20 protein-coding genes and 1 tRNA gene are annotated in these 17,944 nt (G+C 71.2%); 13 read left to right on the top strand and 8 right to left on the bottom strand.

Annotated features, from left to right (window positions below; genetic code table 11):
* Positions 1-24 precede the first annotated feature (24 nt).
* Positions 25-591: a YqaA family protein gene (locus tag ACO2Q3_RS03745; RefSeq protein ID WP_423305112.1), complete on the bottom strand. Its 567-nt coding sequence runs from the start codon at positions 589-591 to the stop codon at positions 25-27.
* A 134-nt stretch (positions 592-725) separates the two neighbouring features.
* Between ACO2Q3_RS03745 and hppD the strand changes: the two genes are divergently transcribed.
* From hppD to ACO2Q3_RS03715, 6 genes are all read left to right on the top strand, one after another.
* On the top strand, positions 726-1,826 hold the full coding sequence (gene hppD / locus ACO2Q3_RS03740; protein WP_423305111.1) for a 4-hydroxyphenylpyruvate dioxygenase: 1,101 nt from the start codon (positions 726-728) through the stop codon (positions 1,824-1,826).
* 1 nt (position 1,827) lies between these two features.
* Positions 1,828-2,961, top strand: a complete 1,134-nt coding sequence (locus tag ACO2Q3_RS03735) for a homogentisate 1,2-dioxygenase (RefSeq protein WP_423305110.1) — start codon at positions 1,828-1,830, stop codon at positions 2,959-2,961.
* Complete coding sequence (locus ACO2Q3_RS03730; protein ID WP_423305109.1) at positions 2,958-3,236, top strand: hypothetical protein; 279 nt, start codon at positions 2,958-2,960, stop codon at positions 3,234-3,236. Before ACO2Q3_RS03735 ends, ACO2Q3_RS03730 begins: the two co-directional genes overlap by 4 nt.
* On the top strand, positions 3,233-4,252 hold the full coding sequence (locus tag ACO2Q3_RS03725; protein WP_423305108.1) for a fumarylacetoacetate hydrolase family protein: 1,020 nt from the start codon (positions 3,233-3,235) through the stop codon (positions 4,250-4,252). Before ACO2Q3_RS03730 ends, ACO2Q3_RS03725 begins: the two co-directional genes overlap by 4 nt.
* Positions 4,253-4,273: 21 nt before the next feature.
* Positions 4,274-4,777, top strand: a complete 504-nt coding sequence (locus ACO2Q3_RS03720) for a MarR family winged helix-turn-helix transcriptional regulator (protein ID WP_423305107.1) — start codon at positions 4,274-4,276, stop codon at positions 4,775-4,777.
* A gap of 67 nt (positions 4,778-4,844) precedes the next feature.
* Entirely contained in the window at positions 4,845-5,168 is a 324-nt protein-coding gene (locus ACO2Q3_RS03715) for a plasmid stabilization protein (RefSeq protein WP_423305105.1), read from the top strand.
* A 262-nt stretch (positions 5,169-5,430) separates the two neighbouring features.
* Here the strand turns inward: ACO2Q3_RS03715 and ACO2Q3_RS03710 are convergent.
* Positions 5,431-5,514: transfer RNA gene (locus ACO2Q3_RS03710), tRNA-Leu, on the bottom strand.
* Between the two features lie 143 nt (positions 5,515-5,657).
* Between ACO2Q3_RS03710 and ACO2Q3_RS03705 the strand changes: the two genes are divergently transcribed.
* The 4 genes from ACO2Q3_RS03705 to ACO2Q3_RS03690 all read left to right on the top strand — a co-directional run bounded on the left by ACO2Q3_RS03705 (position 5,658) and on the right by ACO2Q3_RS03690 (position 9,532).
* Positions 5,658-6,416 carry a hypothetical protein gene (locus ACO2Q3_RS03705; RefSeq protein WP_423305104.1) on the top strand — a complete coding sequence of 253 codons (759 nt, stop codon included), beginning with the start codon at positions 5,658-5,660 and terminating at the stop codon, positions 6,414-6,416.
* A 97-nt stretch (positions 6,417-6,513) separates the two neighbouring features.
* On the top strand, positions 6,514-7,641 hold the full coding sequence (locus tag ACO2Q3_RS03700; RefSeq protein WP_423305103.1) for a hypothetical protein: 1,128 nt from the start codon (positions 6,514-6,516) through the stop codon (positions 7,639-7,641).
* Between the two features lie 80 nt (positions 7,642-7,721).
* A complete protein-coding gene (locus ACO2Q3_RS03695; RefSeq protein ID WP_423305101.1) occupies positions 7,722-8,597 on the top strand; it encodes an SMP-30/gluconolactonase/LRE family protein in 876 nt (291 codons plus the stop codon).
* A gap of 8 nt (positions 8,598-8,605) precedes the next feature.
* A complete protein-coding gene (locus tag ACO2Q3_RS03690; RefSeq protein ID WP_423305100.1) occupies positions 8,606-9,532 on the top strand; it encodes a 2-dehydro-3-deoxygalactonokinase in 927 nt (308 codons plus the stop codon).
* Between the two features lie 77 nt (positions 9,533-9,609).
* On the opposite strand, the gene ACO2Q3_RS03685 is transcribed toward ACO2Q3_RS03690, so the two are convergent.
* The 3 genes from ACO2Q3_RS03685 to ACO2Q3_RS03675 form a co-directional block, all read right to left on the bottom strand.
* Positions 9,610-10,071, bottom strand: a complete 462-nt coding sequence (locus ACO2Q3_RS03685; RefSeq protein WP_423305099.1) for a chemotaxis protein CheW — start codon at positions 10,069-10,071, stop codon at positions 9,610-9,612.
* A gap of 314 nt (positions 10,072-10,385) precedes the next feature.
* Positions 10,386-11,612, bottom strand: a complete 1,227-nt coding sequence (locus ACO2Q3_RS03680) for a CoA transferase (protein WP_423305098.1) — start codon at positions 11,610-11,612, stop codon at positions 10,386-10,388.
* Complete coding sequence (locus ACO2Q3_RS03675; protein ID WP_423305096.1) at positions 11,602-12,465, bottom strand: FAS1-like dehydratase domain-containing protein; 864 nt, start codon at positions 12,463-12,465, stop codon at positions 11,602-11,604. Before ACO2Q3_RS03675 ends, ACO2Q3_RS03680 begins: the two co-directional genes overlap by 11 nt.
* Positions 12,466-12,612: 147 nt before the next feature.
* Between ACO2Q3_RS03675 and ACO2Q3_RS03670 the strand changes: the two genes are divergently transcribed.
* The 3 genes from ACO2Q3_RS03670 to ACO2Q3_RS03660 all read left to right on the top strand — a co-directional run bounded on the left by ACO2Q3_RS03670 (position 12,613) and on the right by ACO2Q3_RS03660 (position 15,061).
* On the top strand, positions 12,613-13,497 hold the full coding sequence (locus ACO2Q3_RS03670) for a DUF3034 family protein (protein ID WP_423305094.1): 885 nt from the start codon (positions 12,613-12,615) through the stop codon (positions 13,495-13,497).
* 3 nt (positions 13,498-13,500) lie between these two features.
* Positions 13,501-13,989 (top strand): group I truncated hemoglobin, encoded by a 489-nt coding sequence (locus ACO2Q3_RS03665; protein WP_423305092.1) that lies wholly within the window; start codon positions 13,501-13,503, stop codon positions 13,987-13,989.
* A gap of 79 nt (positions 13,990-14,068) precedes the next feature.
* The gene (locus tag ACO2Q3_RS03660) at positions 14,069-15,061 is read left to right on the top strand and encodes a D-2-hydroxyacid dehydrogenase (RefSeq protein ID WP_423305091.1); all 993 of its coding nucleotides are present in this window, start codon (positions 14,069-14,071) and stop codon (positions 15,059-15,061) included.
* Positions 15,062-15,336: 275 nt separating this feature from the next.
* On the opposite strand, the gene ACO2Q3_RS03655 is transcribed toward ACO2Q3_RS03660, so the two are convergent.
* From ACO2Q3_RS03655 to ACO2Q3_RS03645, 3 genes are all read right to left on the bottom strand, one after another.
* Positions 15,337-15,507: a hypothetical protein gene (locus tag ACO2Q3_RS03655; protein WP_423305089.1), complete on the bottom strand. Its 171-nt coding sequence runs from the start codon at positions 15,505-15,507 to the stop codon at positions 15,337-15,339.
* A 395-nt stretch (positions 15,508-15,902) separates the two neighbouring features.
* Positions 15,903-17,333, bottom strand: a complete 1,431-nt coding sequence (locus ACO2Q3_RS03650) for a M20/M25/M40 family metallo-hydrolase (RefSeq protein ID WP_423305088.1) — start codon at positions 17,331-17,333, stop codon at positions 15,903-15,905.
* Between the two features lie 87 nt (positions 17,334-17,420).
* Positions 17,421-17,843 carry a hypothetical protein gene (locus ACO2Q3_RS03645; RefSeq protein WP_423305086.1) on the bottom strand — a complete coding sequence of 141 codons (423 nt, stop codon included), beginning with the start codon at positions 17,841-17,843 and terminating at the stop codon, positions 17,421-17,423.
* Positions 17,844-17,944: the final 101 nt, after the last annotated feature.

Raw genomic sequence — 17,944 nt, 5'->3', positions numbered from 1 at the left:
ATAGCCCGAGCTTGGCCGTCCGTCTCAGTGAACAAATTTCAAGGCGAGCACCACGGCGATCAGCAGCAGGGCCACGCCGCTGACCACCAGGGCCAGGCGCTGTTCGATGAAGGCCTGGATCGGCGGGCCGTAGCGGCGGATCAGGCCCGCCACCAGGAAGAACCTGAGGCCGCGGATCAGGATCGAGGCGGCGACGAAGGTGAACAGCGGCAGGCTGAACATGCCCGAGGCGATGGCGGTGATCTTGTAGGGGATCGGCACCGCCAGCAGGATCACGCCGTACTTGCGATAGGTGGCCTCGAACTGGGCCGCCGCATCGGCGCTGCCGGTCAGCGACAGGATCCATTCCCCGACCGGGTGCAGGAAGAAGCCCACCGAATAGCCGACGCAGCCGCCGAGCACCGAGGCGGTCACGGTCAGCGCGGCGTAGCGCCAGGCCTTGTCGCGGTTGGCCAGCACGATCGGCATCAGCAGCACGTCCGGGGGGATGGGAAAGAAGATCCCCTCGCAGAAGGCCAGCGTCGCCAGCCAGGCCTCGGCGTGCTTCGAGCCCGCCAGACGCATCACCCAGTCGTAGAGTCGCCGCAACATGGGGCCCTGCTAGAGGGCCGCGGAGCAAAGGGGAAGCGGCTTTCTGAAGCGCTGGTGTCGCAACGGCCTTTCGCGAGATCGTTTCAATTGATACTATATCCGCAAGTCCCGTACGCCGCCTGCAAGGAGCCTTCATGAGCCAGATGCGCCAGCCCGCCGACACGCCGAACGACCTGTTCGACAACCCGCTCGGCACCGACGGCTTCGAGTTCGTGGAGTTCACCTCGCCCGAGCCGGAGCGGCTGAAGGACCTGTTCGAGAAGATGGGCTTCCAGGCGGTCTCGAAGCACCGTTCCAAGGACGTGCTGCGCTTCGCCCAGGGCGACATCAACTTCATCCTCAACATGGAGCCGGCCGGCCAGCCCGCCGCCTTCCGGCGCGACCACGGGCCGTCGGCCAACGCCATGGCGTTCCGCGTGCGCGATGCGGCCAAGGCCTTCAGGCTGGCGGTCGAGCGCGGCGCCAAGCCGGTGCAGGGGCCCGTCGGGCCGATGGAGCTGAACATCCCCGCCATCGAGGGGATCGGCGGCTCCAACCTCTACCTGGTCGACCGCTACGGGGCCCAGGCCATCTACGACGTCGACTTCGTGCCGATCCCAGGCGCGCCGCAGACGGTCAAGGGCCTCGGCCTGACCTATCTCGACCACCTGACCCACAACGTGAACCGCGGCCAGATGGGCCGCTGGGCCGACTTCTACGAGCGCATCTTCAACTTCCGCCAGATCCGCTATTTCGACATCGAGGGCCAGCAGACCGGCCTGTTCTCCAAGGCGATGACCAGCCCGGACGGCAAGATCCGCATCCCGCTGAACGAGAGCCAGGACGAGCACTCGCAGATCGAGGAGTTCCTCAAGGACTACAAGGGCGAGGGCATCCAGCACATCGCGCTGGGGACCGGCGACATCTTCGCCGCCGTCGAGGCCATGCGCGAGCGCGGGGTGAGGTTCCAGGACAGCCCCGACACCTACTACGAGCAGCTGGACGCCCGCGTGCCCGGCCACGGCGAGAACACCCAGCGCCTGCAGGCCGACCGCATCCTGCTGGACGGCGCCCCCACCGAGGGCCAGGGCCTGCTGCTGCAGATCTTCACCGAGAACATGATCGGGCCGATCTTCTTCGAGATGATCCAGCGCAAGGGCAACGAAGGATTCGGCGAGGGCAACTTCAAGGCCCTGTTCGAGAGCATCGAGCTGGACCAGATCCGCCGTGGGGTGCTGCCGGCGAAGGAACACTGACATGGCCAAGGGCCAGTGGATCCCGGTCCGCGGCGCGCAGGGCCAGCACTCGCGCCAGGCGCACGCCGACATGCCCGAGGGCACCTATGAGCGGGAGGTGTCCAAGGAGGGCTTCTTCGGCCCGGCGGCCTTCTTCCACCATCGCCGCCCGCCCACCGGCTGGACCAGCTTCGAGGGGCCGTTGCGCCCGCGCGCCTTCGATCTGGCGGCGCTGAACCAGGCGGACGCCTCGCCCTGGACGGCGCCGAAGGTGCTGGGCAATGCGGCCACCGAGATCCGCTTCTGGAAGCTGGCCGCGCCGATGCCGGCCCTGGCCCGCGACGCCGACGGCGACCTCTTGCTGTTCGTGCACCAGGGGCGGGGGGACCTCCACTGCGACTACGGCCGCATCGCCTTCGAGGCCGGCGACTACCTGTACCTGCCGCGCGGGACCATGTGGCGCCTGGCGCCCGAGGCGGCGGCGGCGCTGCTGACCATCGAGGCGACCAACAGCCATTTCACCCTGCCCGAGCGCGGCGTGCTGGGCGCGCACGCGGTGTTCGACCCCGCCATGCTCGACACCCCGGTGATGGACGAGGCGTTCCGCGCCCACCAGGACGCCCCCGGCGAGGTGCGCGTCGAGATCAAGAAGCGCGGCGCCGTCTCCACCGTCACCTATCCGTACAACCCGCTGGACGCCGTGGGCTGGCACGGCGACCTCGCGCCGGTGCGGCTGAACGTCAGGTCGATCCGGCCGGTGGCCAGCCATCGCTACCACCTGCCGCCGTCGGTCCACACCACCTTCGCCTCGGAGCGGTTCGTGGTCTGCACCTTCGCCCCGCGGCCGTTCGAGACCGATCCGGGCGCGCTGAAGGTGCCGTTCTTCCACAACAACGACGACTACGACGAGGTGCTGTTCTACCACGCCGGCGACTTCTTCAGCCGCGACAACATCGATGCGGGGATGATGACCTTCCATCCCTCGGGCTTCACCCACGGCCCGCACCCCAAGGCCCTGAAGAACATGCTGGTGCAACCCAAGCCGGCCACCGACGAATATGCGGTGATGATCGACACCCGCGACCCGCTGGACGTAGGGGAGGGGGCGAAGGGCGTGGAGAATCCCGCCTACGTCGACAGCTGGAAGACCGCATGACCGACCTCGAGGCGGACCTCGCCGCCATGGCCGAAGACGAGATGGAGCGGGCCGCCGGCCTGTCGTGGGCCGAGCTCGCGCCGATCATGCCGTGGGGCGACAGCTTCGACGGCTTCACCCCGGCGGGCCGCAACGTGACGGTCGAGCGGCACTACCTCTGGGCCGCCGAGCCGGGCGGCGACATCCTCTGCGAGGTCAATGTGTTCGGCGGCCAGACCCGGTTCGACGAAGGCGTGCGCCTGTCGCTCACCATTTCCAGGGAAGGCTCCGTATGAAGCTGGCGTCGCTGAAGTCCGCCGGGTCGCCCCGCGACGGCCGCCTGGTGGTGGTCTCGCGCGATCTCGCCTGGTGCTCCGGCGCCGACGCCATCGCCCCCACCCTGCAGGCGGCGCTGGACGACTGGGAGCGGTGCGAGCCGCTGCTGAAAGGCCTGGCCGAGAGTCTGGAGCATGGCTCGGTCCCCCGCGAGCGCTTCCACGAGCACGAGGCGATGAGCCCGCTGCCGCGCGCCTACCAGTGGGCCGACGGCTCGGCCTATGTGAACCACGTGCAGCTGGTGCGCCGCGCCCGCGGGGCGGAGATGCCGGACAGCTTCTGGACCGACCCGCTGATGTATCAGGGCGGCTCCGACGGTTTCCTCGGGCCGCGCGATCCGATCCCCCTGGCCGACGTGGCCTGGGGCTGCGACTTCGAGGCCGAGGTGGCGGTGGTCACCGGCGACGTGCCGCAAGGCGTAGACCGCGCGGAGGGCCTGGCCGCCATCCGCCTGCTGATGCTGGTCAACGACGTCTCCCTCAGGAACCTGATCCCGGGGGAACTGGCCAAGTCGTTCGGCTTCTTCCAGTCCAAGCCGGCCAGCGCCTTCTCGCCGGTCGCCGCCACGCCGGACGAGCTGGGCGACGCCTGGACGGGCGGCAAGCTTTCCGGCGCCATGCTGGTGGAGCTGAACGGCGCCGACTTCGGCCGGCCCGACGCCGGGGTCGACATGACCTTCGACTTCGGGACCCTGATCGCCCACGCGGCCCGCACCCGCGCCCTCTGCGCGGGCTCGATCGTCGGCTCGGGCACGGTGTCGAACCGGGACTCCGACGGCGGTCCAGGCAAACCCGTCGCCGACGGCGGACTTGGCTACTGTTGCATCGCTGAAATGCGGACGGTCGAAACCCTGCTCAACGGACAGGCGAAGACGCCCTTCCTGACCCCCGGCGACACGGTGCGCATTGAGATGAAGGGGCCGGACCGGCACTCCATCTTCGGCGCCATAGAGCAGCAAGTTGTCGCGGCGCCCTAGGAGATGCGGAGGCGTCAGGGCATGTCGGCGGAAATCTCGGCGCTTCGGCGCGCACCCAAGGTCGCCGATGGCCATCTGGTCCTCGACGACTACCTTCCGTACCGGCTCTCGGTCGCCTCCAACGCCGTCTCGCGGCTGATCGCCCGCGCCTACGAGGACCGCTTCGGCCTGACCATCCCGCAGTGGCGGCTGATCGCCGTGCTGGCCGAGGACGGGCCGATGACCCCGGGCGCGGCGGTGGCGCGCACGGCCATGGACAAGGTCACCATCAGCCGCGCCGCCCAGGGCCTGATCAGGCGCCGCCTTCTGGCGCGCGAGGCGCACGAGGCCGACGGCCGCTCCCACCGCCTGGCGCTGACCGACGAGGGCGCCCGCCTGCACGCCGAGATCGCCCCCCTGGCCCTGGCCTACGAGGCGGCGCTGCTGTCCGGCATGACCCCGGGCGAGGTGGCGGCGATCAAGCTGCTGCTGGGCCGCCTGGAAGCGGCGGCGATCCGCCTGTCGGGCGACAGTCCGGCGAGCTGAGCCAAAGGAACCGGGCCCGGGGGCAAGGCATTGAAAATGCATCCCCTTCAGATCCGGAGAGCCCACCATGCCCCGCGGCGACAAGTCCAAGTACACCGACAAGCAGGAGCGCAAGGCCGACCACATCGCCGAGGGCTACGAGGCCCGGGGCGTCTCGGAAAAGGAGGCCGAGCGCCGCGCCTGGGCCACGGTCAACAAGGACGACGGCGGCGGCAAGAAAGAAGGCGGCTCCGGCCGCGGCCAGCACACCGGCCACCCCGCTGCGCACAAGGGCGGCAAGGCCGGCGGCAAAGCCTCCGCCCACCGCTCCGCCGCTGACCGCTCGGCGTCGGCGAAAAAGGCGGCGGCGACGAGGAAGCGCAACGCGGAGCATGGGCACGCGCATCACTGAGTGAGCGGCGCCGGGGCAATCCTACCCGAACCTCAGCCCCCATCCCCCAACACTGTCATCCCGGAATCCGCACAGCGGATATCCGGGACCGCAGCAGGCGTCGGCGTCCGCTACGGCCTGCAAGCTTCAGCGCTTCCGGCGCTCCCGGATAAAGCGCTGGCGCGCTTTTCCGGGATGACAGATGGGGCAGTGGGGCGCGGCGTTACGGTGCGATGAACGCCCACAGCGTTACGGTGCGATAGCCGCCCATCGCGCCCCCATTTGGTGCCCCAGGCCGGACTCGAACCAGCACGCCTCTCGGCAATAGATTTTGAGTCTACCGCGTCTACCATTTCGCCACTGGGGCAGCGGCGTTCCGTCTAGCAACGGGTCGCCGGCGCCACAAGGGCGGCCGGCGCCGCGGGGCCGGAGCTGAAGCGCAGTATACGATTTCCCAATCGCCGGGCCCGGCCTCTTGGCGGCAGGCGGGGACCGTGAGACAGCGCGGGCATGCGCCGATCCGTCCGCCTGGCCGCCACCGCCCGCATCTTCGCCGCCCTGTCGGGCGTCCTGATCGTCCTTGCCCCCGCCGCGCCGGCGCTGGCGGGGCCGCCGTTCGTCACCGACGACCCGCAGCCCACCGACGACGGCCACTGGGAGATCTACAATTTCGCCAACCTGGCCCACACCCCCGGTGCGAGCGGCGGGGAGGCCGGGCTGGACCTGAACTACGGCGCGGCCAGGGACGTGCAGCTGACCCTGGTGGTCCCCCTGGCCTACGACCAGGACCACACCGGCATGGGGGTGGTGGAGGCGGCGGCCAAGTTCAAGCTGCTGCACCAGCGCGAGGGGAGCTGGACGCCCGACGTGGCGGTGTTCCCGCGTTTCTTCCTGCCCACCGCCAGCCGCGGCTTCGACACCGGCCATACCCAGCTGCTGCTGCCGGTGTGGGCGGGAAAGGACTTCGCCGGCTGGTCGCTGTTCGGCGGCGGCGGCTACCAGATCAATCCCGGCCAGGACAACCGCAACTTCTGGACCAGCGGCGTGGCGCTGAGCCGGCAGGTGAACACGCGCCTGATGCTGGGCGCGGAGGTCTATCATCACACCCCCGACAGCCGGGACGGGCGGTCGTTCACCGGGCTGAACCTGGGCGGACAATGGCGGCTGAACCCGCACTGGTCCCTGCTGCTGGCCGGCGGCCCCGGCCTGCAGAACGCCCGCGACGAAGGCCAGTACGACGTCTATTTCGCGCTCAAGGCCGACTATTGAGCGGGGGGCGAGGCGGAGCGGCGCGTGCCTCCACCTCGCGTTGATCGTCCTCGGGGCGCCGCGGTAGCCTGACCGGATCGATCTGGGGGGACGGCTCATGCGCATCGCGCTTCTTTTGCTTCTGCTGACGGCGAGCGCCGCCGCCGCCGCGCCGACCGCGCCCTCCGGCGGCGTCCAGGAGCCCGCGACCTCGCCTACGGCGACCGCCAGGGCGGCGGCGCGGATACCGCGCAGCGTCTGGGGCGTGGGCGCCGACGATCTGCAGATCAATCCGCAGTCGGGACTGCAGTGCCCGGCGCGCCTGGGGGCGTACCGGCGTGACCGGGTGTACGCCTACGACGGCGCGGGGCTGGACGTGGACTGCAACTACGTCGCCCAGGGGCGCCGCATCACCCTCTATCTGACCCGGCTCGACGGCGCCGATCTCGGCCGCATCTACGACAACGCCAAGACGTCGCTGGTGAAGGTCGGGGCCGAACTGCATCCCCAGCTGCTGGCCGAGGGGCCGCGCCAGGACGAAGGCTTCAGCTGGCGGATGGCCCTCTATGGCGAGGACGGCGGCCTGCATTCCAGTCTCTGGGTGGGCGAGCTGGACGGCTGGCTGGTGCAGTACCGCGCTACCTACCCTGGCGATGACGACGCGAGCATCCAGGCGGATCTGTCGGTGTTCAGCCACCAGATCCGCGCATCTGCCGGCGCCCACCTGGACCTCTGCGCCAGGTCCGAGGCGAAGCCGGGCGTCGGCAAGCGGATCGACACCAAGGATGCCGCCACGGACGCTGCGATGAGCGGCATACTCATGGCCAGCGCCGCGCTGGCGGCGGAGGATGGCAAGGCGAAGCCGGCGGCCGCGACGACCTGGTGCTTCGCCAAGGCGATCGCGGTCGGCCAGCATGGCTTCATCGCCTGGCGCGCGGTGGACGGCGCCGGCGCGGACGGCAATGCCGTGCGCATCACCCCCCTGACCCTGGATGACCCGCCGGCGCTGGACATCGCCCTCGACCCGGCGGGAGCGCAGATTGATTCCGAGCTGGGCCGGCCGCCACGATGGACGGCGAGCTGGAGGCGCGGGCCGAAGACCTGGGTGTTCGCCTTCTACGACGGTCGGCCCGACCTCGACGACGCCGCCCGCCTCACCGACGACATCCTCGCCGGCAAGGCGCACGCGCTGTCCAGCTACGACAGCGCTAGCCACGCGGTCACCATTTCGACCCCCTCCAAGTGAGGGCGTCCGCGCCGCTCGCCGGCCTCGCCGGTCTTGCGGGCGGGCGAGATCACCGTCTTTCTGCGCCGGCAGGAGGACGCATGAGCGAGATTCGGTGTGTGGCGCAGGTCCAGGCCCAGCTGGGCGAGGGGCCGGTGTGGGATGCGGCGCTGGGGCGCCTTTGGTGGGTGGATATCAAGGGGCGGCGCCTGCACTGGCTGGACGCAGCCTCCGGCGCGCCCGGGTCGGTGGCCGTGGGCCTGCAGGTGACCTCCGTGGCGCCGCGCGCCGGCGGGCCGGGGCTGCTGGCGGCCACCGAGGACGGGGTTGGCATCCTCGATCCGGCGACGGGGGCCTATGAGAAGCGCTTCGATCCCGAGCCGGAGCGGCCGAAGAACCGCGCCAACGACGGCAATGTCGACATCCACGGCCGCTACTGGTTCGGCACCATGGACGACGACCAGCCGTCCGCCGCGGGGGCGGTCTACAGCCTGGACGCCGACTGGACCTGGCGGCGCGTGCTGGACGGCATCTCGATCACCAACACCCTGGTCTGCGATCCGGCCGGCGAGCGGCTGTACGTCGCCGACTCCGGCCACGGCCGGATCGACGCCTATCCGATCGACCAGGCCGGCGGGACGCTGGGTGAAGGCCGCGAATTCGCCCTGGTGGGCGGCGACGGGACCGGGCCGGACGGCTCGGCGATGGACGCCGAGGGCTATCTGTGGACCGCGATCTGGGGCGGGGCGCGGCTGGAACGGCGCTCGCCGGACGGGGTGGTGGAGCGCACGGTCGCCCTGCCGGTGAAGAACCCGACCAGCTGCGCCTTCGGCGGGCCCGGCCTGCAGACCCTCTACGTGACCAGCGCCCGCCAGGCGCTGACGCCCGAGGGGCTGGCCCGCTATCCGCTGTCCGGAAGCCTGCTGGCCTTCGAGCCGGGCGTCGCGGGCCTCGCCCTGCCGCCGTTCGCGGGCTGACCCGCGCCGTGCCCGCGCCCTCCGCGACCTACGCCGGCGTGCTGCTGGCCGACTGGGGCAGCAGCACCCTGCGGGCCTGGCGCCTGGATGGAGCCGGCGCGGTGGCGGCGCAGGCGAGCTTCCCGCTGGGGGTCTCGCGGCTGGCGCCCGGCGGCGCGGCCGAGGCGCTGGACAGTGTCGTGCGGTCGGCCCTCGGCGCCGCCGGCCTGCCGGCGCTGCTCTGCGGCGCGATCGGCTCCAACGTCGGCTGGATCGACGCCGGCTATGTGGACTGCCCCGCCTCGCCGGCGACGGTGGCCGGCCGGCTGGCCCGCCCGGCGGCGGACGTGGCGATCGTCCCGGGCCTGCGCTGCTACGGCCCGGGCGGCCCCGACGTGCTGCGCGGCGAGGAGACCCAGGCGCTGGGCTGGCTGCAGGGCGATCCGGCGCGGCGGCGCGGGGCGCGGCTGCTCTGCCTGCCCGGAACCCACGCCAAGTGGCTGGCGGTGGCCGACGGCCAGGTGGTGCAGTTCGCCTCGGCCATGACCGGCGAGCTCTACGCCCTGCTGGGCGAGCACAGCATCCTGCGGACCGTCGAGCCCGAGGCCGCGCCTTACGATCCGGCCGCCTTCCTGCTGGGCATCGACACCGCAGGCGACGGCTCGGCCTTCGCCACGCGGCTGTTCGCCGCGCGAGGGCGCCTGCTGGCCGGGCAGTTCGCCGCCGAGGCCGCGCCGTCCTATCTGTCGGGCCTGTTGATCGGCGCCGAGGTCAATTCGCTGTGGCCGGCGATGCGCGCCGAGGCCGGCCGGGTGGAGCTGATCGGCGACGCGAAGCTCACCGGCCTCTACGCCACGGCGATGCAGCGCCTGCGCATCCCGCACAAGGTCTGGGACGGCGACGCCGCCGTGCTCTGCGGCCTGAAGACCCTGTGGAAGATGGCGCGAGCCGGCTGAAGGGGCGGGGGAGTCGCGGGACTTCGCCTGCTAAGCCCTCTCCCCACGATGTGGGGCGAGGGCTCTTGGCGGGCGGTCTAGGCCGCCTGGCGGTCTTCCGCCGGCAGGATGTTGTCCAGGCACAGCAGGCTGACGATGCCGTGGTCGGTGGTCATCACCCCGGCGACGAACTCGTTGACCTCCGGCGCGCCGATGTCCGGCGGCGATTGCAGCATGCCGTCGGTGAGCGCGAGGATGTCGCACACCGCGTCCACCAGCAGGCCGACCTGCCGGGTGCCGATCTGCACCACGATCACCACCGACGAGCGGTCGGCCGCCGTGGCGCCGAGGCCCAGGCGGGCGCCCAGGTCCACCACCGGCAGGATCGAGCCGCGCAGGTTGATCATGCCCAGGAAGTGGCTGGGTGCGTTGGGCAGGGGGGTGGAGGCGGTCCAGCCGCGGATCTCGCGGACGGACATGATGTCGATGGCGAACTGCTGCTCGCCGATGGCGACGGTGACCAGTTCGGCGCCCGACGAGGGCAGGGCGGTGGACGTCATTGGAGTTAGCTCCCCTCCCGGCCGCACAGCCGGGTTCTCCGATTCGTCCGAGTGTCGGGCCGTGAACGCCTAAATTCCGTTAACGCAGGCCGTGCGCGTTTGTCGCAGGGGGAGGCGCACCCTCATCCTCCGTCACCCCGGACAAGGGCGCGTGAGCGCCCGCCGATCCGGGGCCAGCCGCCCCGCGACCCAGGCGATATCCAGCGGGCGGCAGCTTGTCGGCGGCCAAGCTCGGTCGTCTCGGGTGTGGCCCGGCCGGCCCCGGGTCTGCGCTGCGCTCCGCCCGGGGTGACGGAAAGATGGCACTCTCGAGCCTAGCTCTGTTCGACGACGCCCGCATCGTGCAGCTGGCCGATCTCGCCGGAGGCCAGGCCCAGAACCTCGGCCAGGACCTCGTCGGTGTGCTGGCCGAGGCGGGGGGCCGTCCCAGGCGGCTGTCGGACCAGGCCGGGCAGCTCGGCGGCGGCGCCGGGGGTCGGATAGCTGTGGCCGCTGCGGTGCTCGATGGTGCTGAACAGGGGCGAGTCCGGCGGCAGGATCTGCGGGTCGTTCAGCGCCTGCAGCGTGGTGCGGTAAGGCGCCCAGCAGACGCCCAGCCTGTCGAACAGCGGCGCCAACTGCGCCTGGGTGCGCGCGGCCATGGCCGCCTCCACCAGCGGCAGCAGCTGCTCGCGGTGGCGGAAGCGCTCGCCCTCGTCCTTGTCGAAGCGGACGCCCAGGTCGCGCTCCAGCGCCGCCACGGCCTCGGTCAGGCCCAGCGCCTCCAGCAGCCCCGACCATTGCCGGCGGGTGATGGCGGCGACCATGATCCGCTCGCCCCCGGCCAGGCGGAAGTCGCGCCCGAAGGCGCCGAACAGGTCGTTGCCGTAGCGCGGACGGTCGGCGCCGCCCACCAGCACCTCGGCGATCTGGCCGATGTGGCCGAGGCTGGCCAGGGCGACGTCGGCCAGCGGCAGGCGGATCTCCTGGCCCTGGCCGGTGGCCTGGCGCCGGCGCTCGGCGGCCAGGAGGACGAAGGCGGCGTAGGCGCCGGTCATCAGGTCCCAGGCCGGCAGCACGTGGTTCACCGGCTGCTCGTCCGGCAGGTCGGCGGGCCCGGTCATCAGCGGCACGCCCAGGGCGGCGTTGACCGTGTAGTCCACCGCCGTGCGTCCGTCGGCCCAGCCCATCACCCGAAGCGAGATCAGGTCCGGCCGCAGCGCCGCCAGGCGCGCGTGGGCCAGAAAGCCGTCCACCGGATAGTTGGTCAGGAACAGGCCGCCGCCTTCGCCGGGCGCCGCGGCCAGGCGCTGGGCCAGCTCGCGCCCCTCGGGCCGGCCGAGATCCAGGGCGATCGACTTCTTGCCCTTGTTCAGCCCCTCCCAGTAGAGGCTGTCGCCCCCCGGCGAGAGCGGCCAGCGGGCGAAGTCGGGGCCGCCGCCGATCGGGTCGAAGCGGATCACCTCGGCCCCCATCTGCAGCAGGTGCAGGCCGCAGCTGGGCGCGGCGATGAACGAGGCGCCCTCGACGACCCTCAGGCCCTTCAGCAGCTCATAGGCCATCGGTCAGCCCCAGGGTGGCGGTCATGCAGGCCTCGCCGTCCGGGCCGGCGGCCCACAGCTCGGCCTCGCGCGGGCCGTCCTTGAGGCAGACGGTGAAGGGCGCCAGGTCGAACACCGGCCGGCGGGCGCGGAAGGCGAAGGTCTTCACGTGGGCCCCGGGCCGCTGGCGCAGGAAGTGGTCCATCAGCAGGGTCGCCAGATAGGGCCCGTGCACCACCAGGCCCGGATAGCCTTCCACGTCCCGCGCATAGTCGCGGTCGTAGTGGATGCGGTGGGCGTTGAAGGTCAGGGCCGAGAAGCGGAACAGGCTGGCGGCGTCCGGGGTGACGGTGCGCGCCACATCGCAGGGGGCGTGCGGCGCGGCGGGGCCGGGAGGCGGCGTCGGCGTGGTCGAGGCTTCCCGGAAGACGATGTCCTGGTCCTCGCTGACCGCATGCTGGCCGTCGGCGTAGACCGCGTGGCGGACGGTGACGAACAGCATGTTTCCGCTGGCGCCGGTCTTGGCGGCGACGTCGGCGATCTCGGAGCGGCGCTCGAGCCGTGCGCCGATGTGGATCGGGGCGTGGAACACCAGCCGGCTGCCGGCCCACATCCGCCGGGGCAGGGGCGTGGGCGGCAGGAAGCCGCCGCGCGCCGGGTGCCCGTCCTCGGTGATCAGCGACTGCCGCGCCCGGGGCAGGAAGTACAGCCAATGCGCCAGCGGCGGCGCCTCGCCGGCGCGCCAGGGCGGCGTTTCGTGGTCCAACAGCGCGGACAGGCCCTGCAGCGGGCCCGCGGCGGCGACGTCTTCGGCCGTCTCGGTCCGCCCGATCCAGGCCTTCAGGTCGACCGTCTCGTCTGTGGGCGCGCCCATGATCCGCCTCCGCCTCCAGCTGCCGCTCGCGCCGGTCGGCGCCGGCCGGGTTTAGCGCCGGAACGGGTGGGGCCGAAAGGGCGCCGCCGGGTGAGGCCGCGCATGGCCAACAGCCCGTCAACCATTTGCGGCGAGAAGCGATGGATGATGTCCAGCGCTTTCCGACACGGCGTGGTCGCCCTTGTCGCCGCGATCGCCCTGTGCCCCGCGGCGGCGCGCGCGGGCGAGGCGGCGTACATGGGCAAGCTGCTGCTCACCGGCGGCGTCAGCGCCGTGGAGGGCGAGGGCGGCGGGGGCCTTGCCGCCTGGTCGACGATCACCGGCTACGAGACGCGCGACGGCGTGGGCGCCAACGCACACGCGACCTACGTGGGCCTGAAGGACTTCAGCCTGCGCAGCGCGGGCGTGGCGGTGGGCCTGCACGACCGGCTGGAGCTGTCCTACGCGCGCCAGGCGTTCGACACCGGCGCCGCGGGCGGCCGGCTCGGCCTCGGCGACGGCTTCACCTTCCACCAGGACGTGGTCGGCGCGAAGCTGCGGCTGCTGGGCGACGCGGTATACGACCAGGATCGCCTGCTGCCGCAGGTCTCGGTGGGCGTTGAGTACAAGCACAACGACCGGGGCGCGATCATCCGCGCCGTGGGCGGCCGCCACGACAGCGGCGTCGACTACTACGTGGCCGCCACCAAGCTGCTGCTGGGCGAGAGCCTGCTGCTGGACGCCACGCTGCGCGCCACCAAGGCCAACCAGATGGGGCTGCTGGGCTTCGGCGGCGACCGCAACGACGCCTATTCGCTGCAGGCGGAGGGCTCGGCGGCGCTGCTGCTGAACCGCCACCTGGCGCTGGGCGCGGAGTACCGCACCAAGCCCGACAATCTCGGCTTCGCCCACGAGAGCGACTGGGCCGACGTGTTCGTCGCCTATGCGCTGAACAAGCACCTCTCGATCACCGCGGCCTATGTCGACCTCGGCGATATCGCCACCTTCCGCCGCCAGCGCGGCGGCTATGTCTCCCTCCAGGCGGGGTTCTGAGCCATGACCATCCAGCCGCTCGCCATTCTCTCCCTGGCCGCCCTGCTGGGCGCCGTCGGTCCGGCGCTGGCCGCGGAGGAGCCGGTGAAGCCCTACGCCCAGTCCAACGACAACGCCGAGGCGACGCCGTTCGCCGGCGACCACATGCTCAAGGCCTTCCATGGCCGCGACGGCATCGACCGGGTGGTCGACGACCTGGTGGACCGCGCGGTCGCCGACCCGCGCATCACCGACATCTTCAAGGGTCAGGACCTGGAACGGCTGCGCCGGACGCTGAAGGAACAGTTCTGCTTCATCCTCAACGGCGGCTGCGACTACAGCGGGCGGGACATGAAGACCGCGCACGCCGATCTCGGCCTGCAGCAGACCGACTTCAACGCCCTGGTCGAGGACCTGCAAGGGGCCATGGACCACGAGGGCGTGCCGTTTCGCGACCAGAACCGCCTGCTGGCCAAGCTGGCGCCGATGGAACGTCGCGTCGTCGTGCGCTGAGCCGCGAAAGCGGGTCGCGCGCGCCGCATCCAGCCTCTAGAGAGCTTGCGGCAAGGGACAGCTGGAGGAGCGGCGGCCGATGGCGCGCGTGATGATCTACGAGAAGACCTACCGGCGGCTGGAGCCGCGGTTCGACGCCCTCGGCGTGGCCTTCGACCGGCTGCTGGTGAACGACGCCGGCGAGATCACCCTGAACGGCCAGCCCGTCTCGCAGGACGACGCCCAGCCCGAGGCGGTGTGGGCCAACCACGAGGTGTTCTCCAGCCCCGCCGCCCGCGCCTTCATGGTCGCCACCCTGAAGTCCCAGGCCCTGAAGTGGGTGCAGAGCGCCGCCGCCGGCTTCGACAACCCGGTGTTCGGCCAGATCGTGCAGAAGGGCGCTCAGCTCTCCACCAGCCACGGTCAGGCGCTGGGCATGGCGGAGTACGTGCTGTGGGGCGTCATCGACCATTTCCAGCACGGCCCGCAGCGCCGCGCCGCCCAGGCGGCGGGCGAATGGGACCGTGTCGCCTTCCGCGAGGTGCTGGACAGCCAGTGGCTGATCATCGGCTTCGGCGCCATCGGCCAGGCCGTGGCCCAGCGCGCCCGCGGCTTCGGCGCCAAGGTCACCGGGGTTCGCCGCAACCAGGCGCCGCATGCGCTGGCCGATCGCATCGCGCCGATGTCCGAGCTGCCGGCGCTGTTGCCTGAAGCCGATGTGGTGGTGCTGTGCACGCCGCTCACCGCCGACACTCGTCACCTGGTCGACGCGGCCTTCCTGGCGGCGATGAAGGACCGTTCGGTGCTCGTCAACGTCGGCCGCGGCGGGCTGGTGGACGAGCCGGCGCTGCTGGCCGCGCTCGACGCCGGCAAGCCGGAGCACGCGGTGCTGGACGTGTTCGAGGTCGAGCCGCTGCCGGCCGACAGCCCGTTCTGGAAGCACCCGCGGGTGACGCTCACCCCGCACGCTTCGGGCATCACCGGTGGCCAGAACACCCGCAACGAGACCCTGTTCCTGGAGAACCTGAAGCTCTACCTCACCGGCCAGCCGGTGAAGAACCTCGCCGATCCGAAGGACGTGCTGGCGGGCTAGCCGCTTGCCTCGCGGCGGCGCCTGAACCCCTCACCCTCCCGATCGCTGCGCGATCGGGCCCCTCCCTCTCCCTTCGGGAGAGGTGAATTCCCTGTTTCCCCCTCTCCCAGAGGGAGAGGGAGGGGCCCGCGGCCCTTGCACAGCAAGGGGCGTGGGAAGGTGAGGGGATACGCTCCTGGCGGGATGGACTACTGAAAAAACAACGGCCCGCCTCCGGTGGGAGAGTGCGGGCCGCAGTCGGGACGTCGGGTGTGTTCGGGGACGTCCGCAGGACGTTACTTCAGGACGAGCATCGCCACTTCGTACAGGCACCAGCCCCAGGCCACGACGCCGGCGGCGATCAGGCCCATCTCCAGGGGCGAGCGCGCGCGCTTCGTCGCGGCCGGGGCGGCGGCGCTGCGGCCGGTGGCGGGATACTCTGACTTCATCCAATCGTGGGTCGACATGGCCGGTCGTCTCGATCAGCGGCGTGTCCCGATCCGGGACGATCGCCAGGGGTTCGCAGATCGCCTCGCAAGCCGGGCGCCAGCTCGTGGCGCACGAAAAAGGCCCCCTCGCCGAAGCAAGGGGGCCAGAAACGGCGTCTCGCACTCGCCGCGCCTCCCGGACAATCCCCGTCCCGGAGGAGAAGGCCCAGAGTTAATGCGGACCTCGACTCCGCGCTTGTACGGATGAAGCGCGATCTGTCCTCCCCCTTGTGGGGAGGGACAGCCCGCGAAGCGGGCAGGGTGGGGAACGCCCGCCAGAACAACGATAACCATCGGGCCTTGGCGGAAGCGTCTCACTTCCCCACCCTGATCGCTGCGCGATCTGTCCCTCCCCACTTCGGGGGAGGGAGGCGCTACTGGGCCCGGCTGGTTTCCTTCATCAGCCGGTAGGTGAACTCGACGCTCTCGTAGAAGGCCCGCACGCCCACGCGTTCGTCGCGGCCGTGCATGCGGCTCTCGTCCTCGAACACCCCGTTGATGCAATAGGTGGGGATGCCGCCGCCGCGGAAGAACAGGCCGTCGCTGGCGCCCGCGCCCATGGCCGGGATCACCGTCACCCCCTGCCACATGCTGTCGGTGACCTTCTGCACCTTGGCCAGCACCGCCGGGGAGGGGACCGTCTCCGGCCCGGACACCACCGCCTGCGGCAGGGTGACCTTGATCTGCGGATCGGCGACCACCTGTTCGATGGTCTGGCGGGTCTGCTCGGGCGTCTCGTCCGGCATCACCCGGCACTGCACGGTGGCGTCGGCGCGCTGGGCCAGGGCGTTCTCCTGGTGGCCGGCCGAGAGCATGGTGGCCACGCAGGTGGAGTGCAGGATGGAATTCAGCCCGGGATCGCGCGCCAGCCGGGCCGCGGCGGCCGGGTCGGGCGTGGGGCCGGACACCGCCAGCATGTCGTCCTTGATCTGGCCGGTCTGCAGCGCCGCCTCGCGCTGGAAGTACAGCCGCGTCGAGGCGTTGGTCTTGAACGGGTATTGCCAGGCGGCCAGCCGGCCGAGCCCCGCGGCCAGGGTGTAGATGGCGTTGTCCGGCCGCGGCTCCGAGGAATGGCCGCCGCGATTGGTCACCTCCAGCTTCAGGGTGACGTAGGTCTTCTCGGCGGTCTCCACGTCCAGCGCCACGCGCTTGCCGTTCTGCAGCTCGCCGTTGGCCCCGTCGGTGTCGATGGCGTATTCGGCGTCGATCAGGTCGCGGTGGTCGCGCAGCAGATAGGCCGGGCCGTCCTGTTCCAGACCCACCTCCTCGTCGGCGGTGAAGGCGATGATGATGTCCCGCTCGGGGACGAAGCCTTCCTGCTTCAGCCGCACCAGCGAGGCCAGCATGGCGGCGTCGTCCTGCTTCATGTCGGAGGTTCCGCGGCCGTAGTAGTAGCCGTCCTTCTCGGTCAGCTGGAACGGCGGCACCGACCAGTCCTCCGGCTTGGCCTCGACGATGTCCATGTGGCCGTTCCACAGGATCGGGCGGGCCTTGCCCTTGCCCTTCAGCCGCACGACCACGTTGACCTGGTGCGGGTACTTGGGGTCGGCGACGACGACGATGTCCTTGTCGGTGAAGCCGCCGGCCTTCAGATGCCTGACCACGACCTCGGCCACCGCGGCGGTGCCGACCTCATGCGTCGAGCGGATCGCCACCATCTCGCTCAGGACGTCGTGCGCCAGCGCCTGGTTGTCCTGCGGCGGCACGGGGCCGGGGGCGTCGGCGCCCGGAGCGGCGGCGGCGGGCGCGGCGGCGATCAGCAGGGGGGCGGCGGCGAGGGGGATGAGGCTGGCGAGGAGTTTCAAGCGAGGCGCCTTCAAGCGGGACTGAGGAGGTCCGCAAAAGGGCGCCATTTGCGGCTCCGGAGCAAGCGTCCGGAGCCACGGCCGGTGTCACCAGCGATAGCTGTCGTTGTTCTTCGCCCAGTGGATCTGGTGCGAGAGGGTGTTGAGCCGGTCGTTGATGAACTGGGCGTCGGTGGGCGTCAGGCTGCCGTCGCGGGTCACCAGCTCGTTGGTCTGGGTCTTGATGTTGGCCAGCTGCTCGAGCACCCGGTGGGCCTCCGCCCGGGTCAGCGAGCCGTCGTCGACGCCGGTGTTGATGCGATGCTCGGCGCGGTCCATGCGCTCGGTGATCTGGTCCTGGGTCGGCACGGCGTCCGGCGACGGGGCCCCCGGCGCGACCGAGGCAGGGATCTGGTCCTGGGCGCGGGCGTGCGGCGCGGTCAGCGCCAGGCCGGCGCCGCAGGCGAGGGCCAGCACGATGGTCAGGGTCTTGGTCTGCGGCTTGCGCAGGCTGAGGGTCCGGGCGGGCATGAGAGTCTCCAAGGCTCGTTGTTCCAGGTCGCCCACCCGACCTTTCCGGCCAAACGCGCGAGCCGGTGGGCGGGATGCATGCCGCGCCCGCTTGACTATCT

This window comes from Caulobacter sp. KR2-114, assembly GCF_049446115.1.
Lineage (GTDB): Bacteria > Pseudomonadota > Alphaproteobacteria > Caulobacterales > Caulobacteraceae > Acaudatibacter.
Note: the sequence above shows the minus strand (reverse complement) of the source record. Positions and strands in the feature narration are given on the sequence as shown.

Bases quoted from the DNA above. Each gene is read 5' to 3' on its own strand.
- ACO2Q3_RS03745 (WP_423305112.1), bottom strand. From the start codon at position 591: ATGTTGCGGCGACTCTACGACTGGGTGATGCGTCTGGCGGGCTCGAAG.
- hppD (WP_423305111.1), top strand. From the start codon at position 726: ATGAGCCAGATGCGCCAGCCCGCCGACACGCCGAACGACCTGTTCGAC.
- ACO2Q3_RS03735 (WP_423305110.1), top strand. From the start codon at position 1,828: ATGGCCAAGGGCCAGTGGATCCCGGTCCGCGGCGCGCAGGGCCAGCAC.
- ACO2Q3_RS03730 (WP_423305109.1), top strand. From the start codon at position 2,958: ATGACCGACCTCGAGGCGGACCTCGCCGCCATGGCCGAAGACGAGATG.
- ACO2Q3_RS03725 (WP_423305108.1), top strand. From the start codon at position 3,233: ATGAAGCTGGCGTCGCTGAAGTCCGCCGGGTCGCCCCGCGACGGCCGC.
- ACO2Q3_RS03720 (WP_423305107.1), top strand. From the start codon at position 4,274: ATGTCGGCGGAAATCTCGGCGCTTCGGCGCGCACCCAAGGTCGCCGAT.
- ACO2Q3_RS03715 (WP_423305105.1), top strand. From the start codon at position 4,845: ATGCCCCGCGGCGACAAGTCCAAGTACACCGACAAGCAGGAGCGCAAG.
- ACO2Q3_RS03705 (WP_423305104.1), top strand. From the start codon at position 5,658: ATGCGCCGATCCGTCCGCCTGGCCGCCACCGCCCGCATCTTCGCCGCC.
- ACO2Q3_RS03700 (WP_423305103.1), top strand. From the start codon at position 6,514: ATGCGCATCGCGCTTCTTTTGCTTCTGCTGACGGCGAGCGCCGCCGCC.
- ACO2Q3_RS03695 (WP_423305101.1), top strand. From the start codon at position 7,722: ATGAGCGAGATTCGGTGTGTGGCGCAGGTCCAGGCCCAGCTGGGCGAG.
- ACO2Q3_RS03685 (WP_423305099.1), bottom strand. From the start codon at position 10,071: ATGACGTCCACCGCCCTGCCCTCGTCGGGCGCCGAACTGGTCACCGTC.
- ACO2Q3_RS03680 (WP_423305098.1), bottom strand. From the start codon at position 11,612: ATGGCCTATGAGCTGCTGAAGGGCCTGAGGGTCGTCGAGGGCGCCTCG.
- ACO2Q3_RS03675 (WP_423305096.1), bottom strand. From the start codon at position 12,465: ATGGGCGCGCCCACAGACGAGACGGTCGACCTGAAGGCCTGGATCGGG.
- ACO2Q3_RS03670 (WP_423305094.1), top strand. From the start codon at position 12,613: ATGTCCAGCGCTTTCCGACACGGCGTGGTCGCCCTTGTCGCCGCGATC.
- ACO2Q3_RS03665 (WP_423305092.1), top strand. From the start codon at position 13,501: ATGACCATCCAGCCGCTCGCCATTCTCTCCCTGGCCGCCCTGCTGGGC.
- ACO2Q3_RS03660 (WP_423305091.1), top strand. From the start codon at position 14,069: ATGGCGCGCGTGATGATCTACGAGAAGACCTACCGGCGGCTGGAGCCG.
- ACO2Q3_RS03655 (WP_423305089.1), bottom strand. From the start codon at position 15,507: ATGTCGACCCACGATTGGATGAAGTCAGAGTATCCCGCCACCGGCCGC.
- ACO2Q3_RS03645 (WP_423305086.1), bottom strand. From the start codon at position 17,843: ATGCCCGCCCGGACCCTCAGCCTGCGCAAGCCGCAGACCAAGACCCTG.